This window comes from Pedobacter sandarakinus (genome assembly GCF_026240095.1).
Lineage (GTDB): Bacteria > Bacteroidota > Bacteroidia > Sphingobacteriales > Sphingobacteriaceae > Pedobacter > Pedobacter sandarakinus.
Genome location: NZ_JAPIVG010000004.1, coordinates 231,260 through 246,158, shown reverse-complemented (window position 1 = coordinate 246,158; position 14,899 = coordinate 231,260). Strand labels below are relative to the sequence as shown.

Sequence of the window (14,899 nt, the reverse complement as noted above, 5' to 3'; positions counted from 1 at the left end):
AATTTTTTTATGCCCCAACAACAACTTTAGCAAAGCGGATTACATTATCATTTAATGTATATCCTTTCTCCACCTCGTCAATTACTTTTCCCTTCAAGTCTTCAGTAGGTGCAGGGATATTGGTAATAGCCTCATGGTAATCCGTATCAAAAGGCTGATTAATGCTCTCTACATCTTTCAGGCCCTTTTGAGCCAAAGTGTTTTTTAGTTTAGTGCTTACCAGTAAAATGCCTTCTTTAACTGGAGCTACATCTGCTGCAGTTTCCATAGCTTTTAAGGCACGATCGAAATCGTCTAGAACAGGCAATAAAGATACGATGACATCTTTCCCGGCAGTTTGTAATAACTCTACACGCTCTTTTTGCGTACGGCGTTTATAGTTATCAAACTCGGCATATAATCTTAAGTATTTATCGTTAAGTTGCTGTACTTCTGCTTGTAACTTATCTTCTGCACTTAACTCAACAACAGGTTCTGTTTCATTTGTTGTAGCATCAGCATTTTCTAAATTCTCTGTAATATTTTCCGATGCGTTTTCAGGATTAGTTATATTTTCTTCTTTATCGTTATTTTTCTTCTTATTGAACATAATACTAGGCTGAATTTTTTTGAGGGTATTCTCAACTATTTTGCCATAAACGTAAATCAGCCAAGCTGTCAGATTTGAGTTGATTTATCTGAACAGTTTGGCTGATTAGCTGACAACAAATTAATGATTTGGGTTTATCCTCGTCAATGGTCATGCTTACAAGCGTAACCATTTTCTAGCGGATTATATTTTATGCGATCTGAGCCCCCTCTTGTACAAGGCCATTTTCGCATTTGATAATACGAGATGGATAGGTGCGGATAATGTGGTAATCATGTGTCGCCATTAAAACTGCGGTGCCGTTCTGACTAATTTGCTTTAGTAGCGTAACAATTTCTTCTGATGTTTCCGGGTCTAAATTACCTGTTGGCTCATCAGCGAGAATAATTTCTGGATCGTTAAGAAGCGCCCTTGCAATAACAATACGCTGCTGCTCTCCACCAGAAATTTCATGAGGCATTTTTTTTATTTTAGAGCGAAGTCCCACCTTGTCTAGAACATCTTTAATACGCTCATTAATCAGTTTTTGATCATTCCATCCTGTTGCCTTTAGTACAAATTCAAGATTTTTTTCAATCGTTCTATCAGTTAGTAATTGAAAATCTTGAAACACAACACCGAGTTTCCTGCGCAAGAAAGGCACCTGACTTTCTTTTAGGTTTTTAAGATCAAAACCTGCAATATTTCCTTCGCCGTTACCAATATGTAAATCGCCATATAAGATTTTAAGCAAGCTACTTTTCCCCGAACCTGTCTGCCCAATTAGAAAAATAAATTCATCTTTCTCGATGTGTAAATTTACATTTGATAGTACTAAGTGTTTTTGTTGAAATACATCAACATTGCTCAAGTGGATTACTGCGTTTCCTGCCATATTATATTTCTAATTTAGCAATTTGCCCGAAAGGCAAATCTTTAACCATTTCCATAATGTATTGTTGTTTGTCTCCCAAGCCCAGCTTTTCTAAAGATTTATCGGGTCTGTCTACGCGAAAATAGGCCAAGAGGGTAAACTTATCATCTCTCAACTGCACGTAATCTGGAATTTTGGCGATGCCTTTAACTTTGACGATATACATTGTGCCCAAAAATAGCATTTCAATTTTTAAAATCCTCAAAAATCAGTTTAAAATGAATTTATCTCCCAGGAGACTAATTGTAACAGGCTTTATAAAGACGAAGTACTGAACCATAACGAACCATTTTAGGATTGGAAAAAATGTTATCTCCAGCAGTTAACGAATTAAATTAATCCAGCCGGTGTAAGTTTTAAAATCTTCATTAAAATAAATAGTGTAATAGTAAACCGCCGGAGGTAATTCCCTACCATTGCTTTTTCCATCCCAGGGTTTAAAGGTGCCCGTACTTTCGTAAACCAATTTGCCATAACGATTAGTAACCTTTAAAATGGGGTTGGGGAATGCTGCGGCGGCTGGAATGTTCCAGGTATCGTTAACCGAATCGCCATTTGGCGAAAAAGTATTGGGAATTACAATTTTAGGATAAACCCTAATAAATACAGCGTCGCTACTCATCGAACACCCCAGTTTTGTGGTAGCATTAAGCGTGTAAGTAATATCGGTAGGTGGACTGGCAGTTGGCGTTAAACTATTGGGATCATCAAGGTAATCTGAGGGTGTCCAGTAGAAAGTTTCATAATCTCCAGAGAGTTTACCGTCTAAGATCACTGATTGTCCTGAAATAATCTTCTGGTCAGCTCCTGCATTAGCAATTGCATTTTTAACTACATTCACCGTTATCGTTGCTGTTTCAAAGCATCCACCGTTTGATACCGTTACCGTGTAAGTTGTGGTATCTTTCGGAGATGCAATTGGGTTGGCAATCCTGTCGTTCGATAAGCCGATCGCCGGGCTCCATTGGTAGGTTGTGCCACCGCTTGCCATTAATGGGATAGCGGTGCCTTCGCAAATCGTTACGGTGTCTTCACTTGTAGAAATCTCGACGGGTGGAAATACAGATATCGTTGTGCTTGCTGTTGCAGTACATCCATTCTGCGTTACCGTAACAGTATATGTACCTGCCATGGAAAAATCTGCGTTTGGCAACGTGGGATTTTGGAGGTTAGACGTGAAGTTAGGACCAACCCATTCGTAACTTGTTCCTCCTGTTGCACTAAGTTGGATATTTTGCCCCAAACATGCTGGTCCGCTATTGGTTGCTACAGCCACAGGAGTGGGATTTACGAGTATGCTAATTGGTGATGAGGCAACCCTACAATTGGGTGAATTGATGTTTTCTGCTTCTGCCACTACCAATCGATATTGATAGCTTCCAGGCTTTGCTTGCAGAAATTCAGCGAGATATGCCGTTGTATTGGCGCCAGCTATATCATTCCATCCATTGCCATTATTTAGTTGCCATTGGTATCTGGGATTGGCATAAACACCTGTAGACACGTCTGCTTTGATTGCAAAAGTATCGCTTTCTCCCTCACATAAACTAAAATGATCGGTACTTACATTATTTACTGTCGATGTGATGATGGGGCCACAAGCCCTGAATGTAATATCATCAAGCGCAATGTCGTTACCAATTCCGCCTTGACCAGCATTTATAATTTTTAACACCAAATCGGTTTCGCTTCCTGTGGTAAATACCGTTGAATATTTAATCCACGTAGGGCTTGTTCGCTCAGGAATATCGCCAGTATTGTATGTTTTTAAAATCTGGCCACCCCTGGTTTCAATTTGAAAAGTAACGTTTGGCTTGATGCCCGAATAATTTAATATGTTAATCACCCACGCTGCAAATTCGTAAGTGGTGCCCGAGCAAAGTGGAGGTAAATTTGTCTGGTAAAATATGTCAGAAGTGAAGGATGCGTTTACCACCATCATATAACCATTTGGATCGTTCGGTGTATGATTGGTAATTTGGTGCCAACCTCTAGGCTCGTTATGCATGCCAAAGGTATTCTTTGCAATAGTGTATTGTCCATCATCTGGCGAACCGTTTATGAACTTATAATTGGTAACGCTGCCTAAACTGGGGCCTATAGTTGATGTGCCAGAGCCAAAATTGAAGTTAACGACCGGATCGCCAAGCGCACCATTGCATTCCTGTGCAGACACAATACTCCCACACAGTGCAAAATGCATGAAAATAATGAGCTTAGCGATACAACGCATAGACGAGGATGTGTATAAAAAAGTGATTAAATTGTAGATTTAATTTTCTAAATCTTTTAGAAAATCTATCGTATTAACATTATCTGCATAATCCCATAGCTTTGGATGTTGGCTTTCTCCAAAAGCAAAGGTCTTTGTTTCTAAGTTACCTTTAGTAACGATGCATTGTATGTTTTGTGTTTCTTGCTGTAATCTTTCTTTTAAAGATATTAGATCTGAATACTCCTCGTAAAATAAAACCGCTAGCGGAGAAGCTAAGTTAACGTCTTCCTTTAGTAAGAGAAACCCGTTATCGTAATGTTTCGCAGCGTTAACCAGGTAGATAGATTTGTTATAATCGTAATTATTTTGATACTTGAAGTGATTAATCACTGGTAGGAAATGTTCAATCCCCTCATAGAACTTAGCAATATCGTATCCTTTAGGGAAGAAAATCTTGGATACATTTCTACAGCCCAAACCAAAATAATCAAATATATCAAAACCAAGATTTGCGAAATCTGCAGTAGTTTCCGTGCCATCTAAAACAGCAATACTATTTCTGTTTTTCCTGATGATATTGGGTACCTTGCCAAAATAGTAATCAAAATATCTTGATGAATTGTTGCTCCCAGTAGCAATAACCGCGTCGAAATCTTTGAGGCGTTCTACGTAAACAACTTTATTCTCGAACGAAGGTTCAATCTCGGTAAGTAGATTGATAACCGCTTTGATCAATTGATCATCTGTTGAGGAAAGTTTGATGAGCGCAACATTTCCGGTAGCCAGTACGCAAAGTACATCGTGTAGGCCTACCATTGGGATGTTTCCCGCCAATATCAAACCAATTTTTTTCGGCGTATTGGTGTAAGACATGTTTGCAAACCAGGCATCAATATCAGCGCTATTGAGCATTTCAGCAAAGGAAAGAATAGCTTTCTTAATATTATCTGCAGTAAACCAAGCATTGCTACCTTCTGCACGAGCTATGATTGCTTCCAACTTTTCTGATGGTTGAGTAAGCTTAATACCAAGTGCTTTAAATGCAGAAATTGCTTTTTCTTGAGTTAATGCTGACATATTTAGAATTATTATTAATGGATTATATCTTATATTTGCAGCGCAAAGGTAAACTAAGCAAAAGAATTAGACGAAGACATGGCGATTAAAATAACAGACGAATGTATAAATTGTGGGGCTTGCGAACCAGAATGCCCAAATAATGCAATTTACGATGCCGGAACTGCATGGCGTTTCTCTGATGGTACCAATCTTAATGGGATCATCGATTTTGGTAATCAACAAATCGAAGCCGATACCGCTCAGGAAGCAGTTTCTGATGAAGTATATTATATCGTTTCTGATAAGTGTACAGAATGTAAAGGATTTCATGATGAACCTCAGTGTGCTGCTGTTTGTCCGGTAGATTGTTGTGTGGATGATGAGGATATCCGGGAGACAGAAGAGGAGTTACTAACAAAGAAAGCTTGGTTACACCAGGAAAACTAAGTTTTATAAATAATTAAAAATCCCGCTTCTGGCGGGATTTTTTGTGTTTATTATTTATTTTTCAAAAGCTTGGTAAATAAGTTTTTTGAATCGATCTGAAAGCTCACCATGTTTAAACGGCCATTGTTGGATGTAAATTTGCGCCACAATCTTTTTCTCTGGATCTACCCAATAGGTTGATCCGAAAAATCCACCCCATCCGTAAGAGCCAGCACTTTGCCCGAGTTTTTTACTTCCCTGCGGCGATGTGATCTCAAATCCTAAACCAAAATAATTACCGCCGAAAGGAATCTTCCCGATTTGGTTTTCTGTCATCAACGCTACACTTTGTTTCGATAATATCCTCTTACCATTTAGTTCCCCGCCATTTAAAAGCATTTGCAAGAAGGTGCCGTAATCTTTAGAGGTGGAAACCAAACCTGCGCCACCTGCAAAGTAGCCATTGTTGTTAATAGGATAATTGATTGTTGCCCCAGGAAATGCGCCATCTTTCCACGGTTTTACTGTTCCAGATCGAGGATCTTCGGTATATACTGATGCTAACCGATTTTGTTTCTCCTTTGGAAGGGCAAAATAGGTATCGTCCATACCCAAAGGAGCGAAAATTTTCGTGCTGAAAAACTTGTCGAGTGTTAGGCCCGAAACTACCTCAACTAATCTACCCAAAACATCTACACTCAGACTGTACTGCCACTTTTGACCTGGCTGGTTTGCTAATGGGAGCTTTGCAAGCTTATCAATTTCTGTTGCTAAAAGTTTTTTGTTGATTACGAAACCCGCCTCTATGCCCGCTTTGGCGTAAATGGCATTCATTTCGGGCGAACCAATTTGTGCGTAACCTAAGCCCGATGTATGGGTAAGTAAATCTTTTATGGTGATTTCTCTCTTTGCGGGCGTAGTGGTGTAGGTAGTATCTAGAGCGTTGAATTTTAGCAATACCTTCGGCGACTGAAATGCCGGGATATATTTACTAATCGGGTCTTCAAGTTTCAGTTTACCTTGATCATATAGCATCATTATCGCTACACTGGTGATGGCCTTAGTTTGGGAAGCTATCCTTAAAATGTCATCTGTTCTAAATGGCTTGCCAATCTGGTTACCAAACGCTTTGTTGTATACTGTTTTGCCTTCAAAAGCGATGTTTGCAGTTACACCTTTAATCCATCCACTATCTAAATACTGTTTAAGGAGAATATCTATTTTCGCCAGCTGGCTTTTAGAAATGGATTGTTTTTGAACTTGCGCTTGTCCATTAGCGTTCGAAATAACAAATAAGAACGCAAAAAGCATTGTCAGGCAACTCTTCCGCATGGTTGTACTAACATTAAACATCGGCTTTATTCGGAATGATAAGTACCGGACAAGCAGATTTTCTGGCAACGTGTTCCGCAACGCTTCCCATTAAAAAATGATATAAACCGGTTCTACCATAGGTGCCGATCACGATCAAGTCAGACCCCCACTCATCAGATTGCTGGATAATACCGTGTGCGGCCGTATCAATCACACTCAAATACTGAGTTTTAATACCACCACTGAACTTGTTTTCTATTTCCTTTAACAAAATGTGGCTGTTTTCTTCGCTGTTGTCGTAAGTTTCTAAGAACACGGGTGCCAGGGTTAAATCTGGATTTACATTAGCTGGTGCAGGTTCGATAATATTTACCAAGGCTACTTCTGCTCCAAACTTTTCGGCCATCTCGTATCCAGCTCTGGCAGCTTTCTCAGAACAGGTACTGTTATCAACGGCAATTAATATTTTCTTGAAATTCATATAGAGAAGATTTTGGTTTCGTTTGTTATAAAAATAACAATTTAAGCTGCAAAATGTTAGCCTACAAATTAATTTATTAGTTTTACCGCACCTTTTATCACAAGTATTAAATGGAAAATCAATATGGAATTTGCAGGGTTGCAGTTGCACCCCTAAGGGCAGAAGCATCAGACAAGGCAGAAATTGTTTCACAGTTGTTATTTGGCGATCATGTTGAAGTAGTTGGGAAAGAAGAGCGCTGGTGGCTTATCCAGAATGGTTATGATGGATACCAAGGTTGGATGGATTTTAGACAACTGGCAGCAATTTCTAAAGATCAATTTGTGCAATTACAAAACTGCAGTTTAATGGCTCCGTTAAGCTTTAATAACGTTCTAACTGCTGCGGATGGTAGCTTGTATCATTTGAGTCCGGCTAGTAACCTACCATTTTCAAATGATGGTTTTTGCTTTGCCGGGGCAGAAAAATTTAAATTAAATTTTGAGCCACATAATAACAGTCAGATAGCTTTCGATAAAAATATTATATCTACAGCCCATTTTTTCCAGAATGTGCCATATTTATGGGGGGGAAGACATTTATACGGGATGGATTGCTCTGGATTTGTGCAAACAGTTTTTAAACTTTTAGGTATTAAGCTAAATAGGGATGCTTCGCAACAGGCAGAGCAGGGAGAACTGGTAGGTTTCTTAGCAGAATGCCGGCCTGGTGATGTTGCTTTTTTTGATAATGCAGAAGGAAAGATTACGCACGTTGGCATAATGCTTAGCCCGAATGAAATTATCCATGCTTCGGCTAAAGTTAAGATCGATCCTATTGATGATCAGGGAATCTTTAACCTCGAACTTGGTGTTTACAGTCACAAGTTAAGGATTATAAAACGATTTGTGGAATAGTCAATTGGGTTAGAGATTACTCTTCCATCTCCCAAACCATTACTTGCCTATCGTCGCCCGTAGAAATCAAATACTTTCCGTTTGGGCTCCAAAGCAGTTTATTAATGGAATGGGTATGCCCAATCCCCGTTTTCTCCAAGCTTAGGATTTTGTAAAGTTTAAAGTTTTCAGCATCCCAAATTTTAATACTTTTATCTTGACTACCTGTTGCAAAGTACGGTAAACTAGGGTGGAAGACGATGTCATAAACGGTAAACATGTGTGCAGGTATCGTTTGCATCAGCTCATATTCTGGTAAACTCCAGACCTTTAATTGAGCATCTCTGCAGCCAGATATCAAGTATTTCCCTGTTGGGTGGTAGGCTAAAGCCGTAACAGGTAGGGTGTGTCCCTCTAAATTTTGTTTAAGACTATAATCAGCCAAGTGGTATATTTTTATCAGGTGGTCTTTACATCCGAAGGCAACTTCACATTCATCAGGTGATACGGCAATTGTCCGAACGGTATCGTAAGCTGCCTGAAAGCGATAAATTTCAGTAAAATCTGTTAACGACCAAACTGCAACGGTGCCATCTTCGCCTGTTGTTAAGAGTTCATTCTTAGATTCAATCGTTTTAATATTAAAGATTGGCTTGCTATGGGCACTAATTCTGGCAACAACCGTTTGCGATGTTAGATCGTACACACTAAAAGCACCACTGCGTTCGCCAATAAAGAGTTGGCTATCGTAATGATGAATGCAGTAAACCGAACTTTGCACAGGCATTTTTACTTTCACAAAAGCCATTGCCTGTAGCGACCATTCTACAACGCCTTTATCGTTCCCGGCGCTAAAAAAAATGCCGTCCTCATCAGCATTTGCTAATGCATAAACCGGATTTTGGTGGCCTGGAAGTGTTTGTAGGTGTTGCAACATAAGGTGGGGTCTTTAAAGTTTGGTAGCTAATTTTTTGCTTGCCTTAAATGCGACTACAAATTGGTAGATGATGAGCATGCCAAATATTATCCTGGTGGCGATTATAAAGGTCGGGAAATTACCCATCACTTCTCTTGATAAAAACGTAAACAAAGATTGAAGCATAATGAGTATGGTTGCTATAGCGAAAAACGTACTGAGAATTCCTACATAAAGGTGCCATTTTTCAAATTTTTGGTCATTTCTTAGCAAGTGAAATAGCGTAAGCCAATTGAAGAACACTGTTGGTAAAAGCAATGCCAAATCTAGGTAATCGCCATTGTTTTTTGCTAATGCAATGAAAATAATTCCTAAGAAAAGGTTTAAATAACTAAGGTATTTAAGCATTTTTAATAATCTGGATTTTATGAAGTTTAGTTTCTTTGCGAATGGTTAACATAATTAAACCTTCCAGCCCTTTATCTCTATTTGTGCCTCTTCTCCAAATGCTTAGCGATATCTGCGATTGATAAGCCTTTTTCTTTTAATAAGAACAACAAATGAAAAACCAAATCCGATGCTTCACCGATTAACTCTTCTTCGGTTTCTGCCAATGCGGCAATAACAGTCTCAACACCTTCTTCGCCTACTTTTTGTGCAATTTTATTCAAGCCCTTACCACGCATCTTATTGATGTATGAACCCTCAACGGGGTTTTCATAACGGTCAGCAATAATGTTTTCAAGCTCGAAAATAAAATTTTGATTAAATTCTGTTTTGAAACAACTACGACTTCCCGTATGGCACGTTGGTCCTACGGCATCTGCTTTAAGTAAAATCGTATCGTTATCACAATCTACAAAAAGCTCTTTAACATATAGAAAATTGTTGCTGGTTTCCCCTTTTGTCCATAGGCGGTTCTTCGACCGTGAAAAGAAAGTTACTTTGCCTTCAGTCTGCGTTTTTTCTAGCGCTTCAGCATTCATGTAACCCAGCATTAAAACCTCTAGCGTTTTATAGTCTTGAATAACTACAGGAAGCAAGCCTCCCGTTTTTTCCCAATCAAGGGAACTGGTATTAATTGTCATTTTATTTCTTTATTTCGGAAAAGTCAACACCTTGCGATGAACTGCCAACTTCAGCCTTATTTATAACCTTACAGGGATATTATTGCTTTTCAACTCTTGTTTCAAATCAGGTATCAAGATTTCACCATAATGAAAAACCGATGCAGCCAGCGCGGCATCAACATTCGCTTTTTGAAACACCTCAGTAAAATGATCCATACTTCCGGCACCGCCAGAGGCGATAATTGGAATATTGATCATTTCATTGATTTTACCAAGCAAACCGCAATCGAAGCCTGCTTTGGTACCATCATGATCCATTGATGTTAGTAGAATTTCTCCTGCGCCTAAGTCTTCAGCCTGCTTAATCCAAGTCTCCGTCTCCAATTCAGTTATCAACCTTCCTCCGTTTAAGTGTACCATGTTTTTGCCATCCACATATTTGGTATCGACCGCTAAAACTACAAACTGAACGCCAAATGCTTTGGCTAGTTCTTCAATAAGTTTTGGATTACGAACAGCAGCAGAATTGATGCTAATTTTATCTGCGCCGGCGTTTAACAAAGCTTCTGCATCGGCAATTTCAGTAATGCCACCACCAATGGTAAAGGGAATATTCAATTGCCTGGCAACTGATTTCACCATTTCAATCATCGTTTTTCGTCGCTCGTGGGTAGCGGTAATATCTAAAAAAACCAACTCATCTGCGCCTTGTTGTGCATATTGTGCTGCCAGTTCTACCGGGTCGCCTGCATCGCGTAAATCAACAAAGTTTACGCCCTTTACCGTGCGACCGTCTTTAACATCTAAACAGGGGATTATTCTTTTACTCAGCATTTGTTTGGGTTTTCGTTATAAAGGGCCACAGTGCGAAACCAAAGCAACCAGCTACCCTGGTAACACTACTTCGTGCCTAGCAATAACGAGTGTATTAATTTTTTTTCTTAATTCGCTAATGATCAAAACTATTGCAATTATAAAAACTGGTATGCAAAGAAGGAAACACCATAATCCGGTGGCACCCATAATCTTCGTATAATCTCCTTGAAAGGTAAACATGTGCATGCCCCACAGAAACATCAAAAACTGGTTGGTAGTAAGGCCCATCCAATTCTCGAAATTTTTTTTGCGATCATTACTTATATACTACTCAAGGCTTTCAAATTCCACTCTTTAATTTGCTCAATGGTAATTCTGTCTTCGTAGATTGCTTTGCCTACAACAACGCTTCTTATTGGATATTTCGCTAACTCGTAAATGTCATCCATCGAACTTACACCACCCGATGCAATTAACTTTATCATTGGAGAGTGCTCTAGTAGTTTTTTGTAGAGCTCTATAGCAGCACCGCCTAATTTTCCATCTTTACTAATATCTGTACACAAGAAACGGAAGAAACCTAAAGCCAAACATTTATCAACGTAATCCATCAGTTTAATCGGCGAACTTTCCATCCAACCTGAGTATTTAATTACCTCATCTAAAACATCAATAGCAATTACAATGCGGTTGGCATAGTTGTCTTTTTTAGCAAAAGCCTCACTCAGTTGCTGCAAAAACGTTGGGTTGGTAATCGCTTGGGTACCTACAATCACCCTGTGAATTCCCGCATCCAGCAGATTTGTCACCTGCTCAATTGTACGAATGCCACCACCATATTGCACTTTCATTTCGGTCTTTTTAATGATCTCGAAAAGTGATTTTTGATTGCTAAAATCGCCTTTAGCTCCATTTAAATCGATAATATGGATAAAGTCTGTTCCGTTCGAGCGGTATTTTTCGATCATCTCTGCAATAGAAACATCATACTCGGTTTTTTGGTTGTAATCCCCTTCACGCAGGCGAACCACTTTTCCATCCAAAATATCAATAGCAGGAATTATGTACATCTTATAAGCTTAAGTTTGAAAAATTCGTTAAAATCTGTTCGCCAGCCTTTCCAGATTTCTCTGGGTGAAACTGTACGCCGTAAAAATTGTCCTTTTGTATTGCCGCAGAGAATTTTAATCCATAACTAGCCGCCGCAATATCAAAAGTAGGGTTATATTCAATAAAGTACGAATGAACAAAGTAAAATTGTGCATTATCTTCAACACCCAAAAATAACGGGTTGTTTTCATGTGCAACAGCATTCCAACCCATGTGCGGTATTTTGATGTTCAACAACTTATCAAATTTTCTGGTTTTCACTGGTACAACGTTCAATAAATCGGCATCGCCTTCTTCAGAATGCGCCGTAATGAGCTGCATGCCCACACAAATCCCAAGAACTGGTTTAGTTAACTTTTTAATTGCATCAACCAGGCCGGTACTTTTTAATTTTTCCATGGCAGCGCCTGCATGGCCCACACCTGGAATAATGATATGACTATACTTTTCGAGGTCGTTTTCTGTGTTAACCATACCGTAGCCAACCATTAAACGGTCTAATGCTGCGGTAAGGGAGAAGATATTGCCCGCTCCGTAGTTTACTATTCCAATCATTTTTTTTGGTGTTTCTTATTAGGCTCCAGAACAAAAGTCCATCACCCGCCGGTTAATTAATTTATTTATAACATCTGAAAACGAATGTCAGTTTTTTATGGCCATTGCAGCCCCGCTATTCGTTTCAAGTCCCGAAGAAAAATCGGGAGCTTTCCACTGCTATCGGGTTTATTTAACCAGGTTCTCCATTTCAAATGAAATCTTCACAATCACCCGCAAATTAAACCGATTTTCCGTTGCAAGTCCTTTAAAATTAGCTTACGGAAAATGTTTTCAAGCTTTGGTAAAAAATAAAGTTTTCGTTATTCATCGGCGGTTTCGCCTTTGTTATTTTTAAAGCATTCCTTTGGTGCTTGGTAAAACCATTTTTTCAGCATCTCGTTTTATTGCCATTTTAATTGCTTTTGCAAAAGCTTTAAAGATCGCTTCAATTTTATGATGTTCATTATCGCCTTCAGCTTTGATGTTTAAATTGCATTTTGCAGCATCGCTGAAAGATTTAAAGAAATGGTAGAACATCTCGGTAGGCATATCGCCAACTTTTTCACGTTTAAATTCCGCATCCCAAACAATCCAGTTTCTGCCGCCAAAATCAATGGCAACCTGCGCCAGGCAGTCGTCCATAGGCAAACAAAATCCATACCTTTCTATCCCTAACTTATTGCCTAAACCTTTTGCAAATGCCTCACCTAGGGCAATTCCAGTATCTTCAATTGTATGGTGTTCATCTATATGTAAATCGCCTTTGGCAATTAATTCCAAATCTACACTTCCATGCCTGGCAATTTGGTCGAGCATGTGGTCGAAAAAGTTTAAGCCTGTTTCTATTTTCGCCTTGCCCGTACCATCCAGATCTAAATTAACAGTAATGTCAGTTTCGTTTGTTTTGCGAACATGGCTAATTTTTCTGCTACCACCTTTAAGCAAATTGTAGATGTCTTCCCACTTTTGTGTTTCAAGAATGATAACATCCAACAAGGTTTCATGTTTATCTAAAGCTTCTGTGGAACCCAATGCATCGTTTTGACGAAGGAAGATGGCTTTAGCGCCTAAGTTTTTGGCCAACACCACATCATTAAGCCTGTCACCAATCACGTATGAGTTTTTTAGGTCATATTCTTCACCGAAATATTTTGTAAGTAGGGCAGTACCAGGCTTACGGGTAGGGGCATTGTCTTTGGCGAAGGTTCTATCAATTACAACTTCGCTAAAGTTTACGCCTTCGCCCGCTAAGGTATCTAACATGAAATGATGAATAGGCCAAAAGTTCTCCTCAGGATTTGATAATGTACCCAAGCCGTCCTGATTAGTAACCATTACCAATTCATAGTCCATTTCTGCAGCAATCTTCGAAAGATAATAAAGTGAACGTGGATAAAATTTCAGTTTTGCAAAACTGTCTACCTGCTCATCATCGGGTTCTATATTTAGCGTCCCATCACGATCTATAAATAGTACTTTCTTCATTTTATAATTTTTTCAAAATGCTTATCAATTTATCATTTTCTTCTAAGGTGCCAACAGTAATTCTCAAACAACCCTCACACAAAGTAACCTTAGATCTATCGCGGACAATGATTCCTTCGGTTACCAAAGTGTTGTAAATCCCTTCTGCATCGCTCACTTCAGCCAGTATAAAATTAGCATCAGATGGAAACACTTTTTTAACCAAACTTAGCGTATTTAATTCAACAGAAAGTCGGTCTCTTTCTGCAACAGATTCTTTGATCCACTGGTTCACCTGCCCGATGTTTTTAAGGGCTTCGAAAGCTAAATCCTGGGTAGCCTGGTTGATGTTGTATGGCGGTTTAATTTTATTTAAAATATCGATAACTTTTCGCGAAGAAAATGCCATGCCCAAACGCAAAGCTGCAAGTCCCCAGGCTTTAGAAAATGTTTGCAAAACAACCAGGTTTGCATACTCAGTTAGCTCTTGAATAAAGGTCTTTTGGCGGGCATAATTAATGTACGCTTCATCAACCACAACAATGCCTTTAAAGTTGGTTAAAATGGTCTCGATATCTTCGCGATTGATAGAGTTTCCGGTTGGATTATTCGGTGAGCAAATGAAGATTAATTTGGTATGTTCATCTATGCTTTCTGCAATCTTTTCCATGTCTAACTGGAAGTTTGGCAAAAGGCTTACTTTTCGGATTTCTACGTCATTGATATTGGCCGAAACTTCATACATACCGTAAGTTGGCGGCAGTACAATAACGTTGTCTTTTCCAGGGTTACAAAAAGCACGAAATAGCAAATCTATTGCTTCATCGCTACCATTTCCCAAGAAGGTATTTTCGATAGGTACGCCCTTAATCTTACTTATTGCATCTTTCAAATCAAGCTGCAATGGATCAGGATATCTATTATAGTTTGCAGGTAGGGGAGAACCATAACTGTTTTCATTGGCATCTAGAAAAACTGAAGCTTGCCCTTTAAACTCATCTCTTGCCGTAGAATAAGGTTTCAGTTTTTTAATATTTTCTCTTACTAAATCGTTAATGTCCATATTATATCTTTATTTCAACCAGCGCCAGGATTTGTATTTCAAAACCCTATT

The 14,899-nt window shown here is 39.0% G+C and carries 17 protein-coding genes; 2 read left to right on the top strand and 15 right to left on the bottom strand.

Going from position 1 to position 14,899, the window contains the following annotated elements; genetic code table 11:
* Positions 1 to 7 precede the first annotated feature (7 nt).
* From OQ268_RS12465 to OQ268_RS12445, 5 genes are all read right to left on the bottom strand, one after another.
* Entirely contained in the window at positions 8 to 589 is a 582-nt protein-coding gene (locus OQ268_RS12465) for a nucleotide exchange factor GrpE (RefSeq protein WP_265856472.1), read from the bottom strand.
* 190 nt (positions 590 to 779) lie between these two features.
* On the bottom strand, positions 780 to 1,463 hold the full coding sequence (locus OQ268_RS12460) for a cell division ATP-binding protein FtsE (RefSeq protein WP_265856471.1): 684 nt from the start codon (positions 1,461 to 1,463) through the stop codon (positions 780 to 782).
* A 1-nt stretch (position 1,464) separates the two neighbouring features.
* Positions 1,465 to 1,668 (bottom strand): fructose-6-phosphate aldolase, encoded by a 204-nt coding sequence (locus OQ268_RS12455; RefSeq protein ID WP_265856470.1) that lies wholly within the window; start codon positions 1,666 to 1,668, stop codon positions 1,465 to 1,467.
* A gap of 156 nt (positions 1,669 to 1,824) precedes the next feature.
* Positions 1,825 to 3,705 (bottom strand): T9SS type B sorting domain-containing protein, encoded by a 1,881-nt coding sequence (locus OQ268_RS12450; protein ID WP_265856469.1) that lies wholly within the window; start codon positions 3,703 to 3,705, stop codon positions 1,825 to 1,827.
* 69 nt (positions 3,706 to 3,774) lie between these two features.
* The gene (locus OQ268_RS12445) at positions 3,775 to 4,794 is read right to left on the bottom strand and encodes an acyl-CoA reductase (RefSeq protein WP_265856468.1); all 1,020 of its coding nucleotides are present in this window, start codon (positions 4,792 to 4,794) and stop codon (positions 3,775 to 3,777) included.
* A gap of 78 nt (positions 4,795 to 4,872) precedes the next feature.
* Here OQ268_RS12445 and OQ268_RS12440 point away from each other — a divergent pair, with 78 nt between their 5' ends.
* Positions 4,873 to 5,223, top strand: coding sequence for a 4Fe-4S dicluster domain-containing protein (locus OQ268_RS12440; RefSeq protein WP_265856467.1), 351 nt, complete (start codon positions 4,873 to 4,875; stop codon positions 5,221 to 5,223).
* Positions 5,224 to 5,277: 54 nt separating this feature from the next.
* Here OQ268_RS12440 and OQ268_RS12435 read toward each other — a convergent pair whose 3' ends face one another.
* Both OQ268_RS12435 and OQ268_RS12430 read right to left on the bottom strand, forming a co-directional pair.
* Positions 5,278 to 6,555 (bottom strand): serine hydrolase domain-containing protein, encoded by a 1,278-nt coding sequence (locus OQ268_RS12435; protein ID WP_265856466.1) that lies wholly within the window; start codon positions 6,553 to 6,555, stop codon positions 5,278 to 5,280.
* Entirely contained in the window at positions 6,548 to 6,997 is a 450-nt protein-coding gene (locus OQ268_RS12430) for a universal stress protein (RefSeq protein ID WP_265856465.1), read from the bottom strand. The genes OQ268_RS12435 and OQ268_RS12430 overlap by 8 nt, the downstream gene beginning before the upstream one ends.
* A 110-nt stretch (positions 6,998 to 7,107) precedes the next feature.
* On the opposite strand from OQ268_RS12430, the gene OQ268_RS12425 reads away from it, so the two are divergent.
* On the top strand, positions 7,108 to 7,893 hold the full coding sequence (locus OQ268_RS12425; protein ID WP_265856464.1) for a C40 family peptidase: 786 nt from the start codon (positions 7,108 to 7,110) through the stop codon (positions 7,891 to 7,893).
* Between the two features lie 16 nt (positions 7,894 to 7,909).
* Here OQ268_RS12425 and OQ268_RS12420 read toward each other — a convergent pair whose 3' ends face one another.
* The 8 genes from OQ268_RS12420 to hisC form a co-directional block, all read right to left on the bottom strand.
* Positions 7,910 to 8,809, bottom strand: a complete 900-nt coding sequence (locus OQ268_RS12420; RefSeq protein WP_265856463.1) for a WD40 repeat domain-containing protein — start codon at positions 8,807 to 8,809, stop codon at positions 7,910 to 7,912.
* A 12-nt stretch (positions 8,810 to 8,821) separates the two neighbouring features.
* A complete protein-coding gene (locus tag OQ268_RS12415; RefSeq protein WP_265856462.1) occupies positions 8,822 to 9,196 on the bottom strand; it encodes a hypothetical protein in 375 nt (124 codons plus the stop codon).
* A gap of 77 nt (positions 9,197 to 9,273) precedes the next feature.
* A complete protein-coding gene (hisIE, locus tag OQ268_RS12410; protein ID WP_265856461.1) occupies positions 9,274 to 9,876 on the bottom strand; it encodes a bifunctional phosphoribosyl-AMP cyclohydrolase/phosphoribosyl-ATP diphosphatase HisIE in 603 nt (200 codons plus the stop codon).
* 60 nt (positions 9,877 to 9,936) lie between these two features.
* The gene (hisF, locus tag OQ268_RS12405; protein ID WP_265856460.1) at positions 9,937 to 10,692 is read right to left on the bottom strand and encodes an imidazole glycerol phosphate synthase subunit HisF; all 756 of its coding nucleotides are present in this window, start codon (positions 10,690 to 10,692) and stop codon (positions 9,937 to 9,939) included.
* 302 nt (positions 10,693 to 10,994) lie between these two features.
* Positions 10,995 to 11,744, bottom strand: a complete 750-nt coding sequence (hisA, locus tag OQ268_RS12400; RefSeq protein ID WP_265856459.1) for a 1-(5-phosphoribosyl)-5-[(5-phosphoribosylamino)methylideneamino]imidazole-4-carboxamide isomerase — start codon at positions 11,742 to 11,744, stop codon at positions 10,995 to 10,997.
* A gap of 1 nt (position 11,745) precedes the next feature.
* Positions 11,746 to 12,339, bottom strand: a complete 594-nt coding sequence (gene hisH / locus OQ268_RS12395; protein ID WP_265856458.1) for an imidazole glycerol phosphate synthase subunit HisH — start codon at positions 12,337 to 12,339, stop codon at positions 11,746 to 11,748.
* Positions 12,340 to 12,672: 333 nt separating this feature from the next.
* Positions 12,673 to 13,806, bottom strand: a complete 1,134-nt coding sequence (hisB, locus tag OQ268_RS12390) for a bifunctional histidinol-phosphatase/imidazoleglycerol-phosphate dehydratase HisB (protein ID WP_265856457.1) — start codon at positions 13,804 to 13,806, stop codon at positions 12,673 to 12,675.
* Position 13,807: 1 nt separating this feature from the next.
* Positions 13,808 to 14,848 carry a histidinol-phosphate transaminase gene (gene hisC, locus OQ268_RS12385; RefSeq protein ID WP_265856456.1) on the bottom strand — a complete coding sequence of 347 codons (1,041 nt, stop codon included), beginning with the start codon at positions 14,846 to 14,848 and terminating at the stop codon, positions 13,808 to 13,810.
* Positions 14,849 to 14,899: the final 51 nt, after the last annotated feature.

Coding starts and splice junctions, on each gene's coding strand:
- OQ268_RS12465 (WP_265856472.1), bottom strand. CDS start 589: ATGTTCAATAAGAAGAAAAATAACGATAAAGAAGAAAATATAACTAAT.
- OQ268_RS12460 (WP_265856471.1), bottom strand. CDS start 1,463: ATGGCAGGAAACGCAGTAATCCACTTGAGCAATGTTGATGTATTTCAA.
- OQ268_RS12455 (WP_265856470.1), bottom strand. CDS start 1,668: ATGTATATCGTCAAAGTTAAAGGCATCGCCAAAATTCCAGATTACGTG.
- OQ268_RS12450 (WP_265856469.1), bottom strand. CDS start 3,705: ATGCATTTTGCACTGTGTGGGAGTATTGTGTCTGCACAGGAATGCAAT.
- OQ268_RS12445 (WP_265856468.1), bottom strand. CDS start 4,794: ATGTCAGCATTAACTCAAGAAAAAGCAATTTCTGCATTTAAAGCACTT.
- OQ268_RS12440 (WP_265856467.1), top strand. CDS start 4,873: ATGGCGATTAAAATAACAGACGAATGTATAAATTGTGGGGCTTGCGAA.
- OQ268_RS12435 (WP_265856466.1), bottom strand. CDS start 6,555: ATGTTTAATGTTAGTACAACCATGCGGAAGAGTTGCCTGACAATGCTT.
- OQ268_RS12430 (WP_265856465.1), bottom strand. CDS start 6,997: ATGAATTTCAAGAAAATATTAATTGCCGTTGATAACAGTACCTGTTCT.
- OQ268_RS12425 (WP_265856464.1), top strand. CDS start 7,108: ATGGAAAATCAATATGGAATTTGCAGGGTTGCAGTTGCACCCCTAAGG.
- OQ268_RS12420 (WP_265856463.1), bottom strand. CDS start 8,809: ATGTTGCAACACCTACAAACACTTCCAGGCCACCAAAATCCGGTTTAT.
- OQ268_RS12415 (WP_265856462.1), bottom strand. CDS start 9,196: ATGCTTAAATACCTTAGTTATTTAAACCTTTTCTTAGGAATTATTTTC.
- hisIE (WP_265856461.1), bottom strand. CDS start 9,876: ATGACAATTAATACCAGTTCCCTTGATTGGGAAAAAACGGGAGGCTTG.
- hisF (WP_265856460.1), bottom strand. CDS start 10,692: ATGCTGAGTAAAAGAATAATCCCCTGTTTAGATGTTAAAGACGGTCGC.
- hisA (WP_265856459.1), bottom strand. CDS start 11,744: ATGTACATAATTCCTGCTATTGATATTTTGGATGGAAAAGTGGTTCGC.
- hisH (WP_265856458.1), bottom strand. CDS start 12,339: ATGATTGGAATAGTAAACTACGGAGCGGGCAATATCTTCTCCCTTACC.
- hisB (WP_265856457.1), bottom strand. CDS start 13,806: ATGAAGAAAGTACTATTTATAGATCGTGATGGGACGCTAAATATAGAA.
- hisC (WP_265856456.1), bottom strand. CDS start 14,848: ATGGACATTAACGATTTAGTAAGAGAAAATATTAAAAAACTGAAACCT.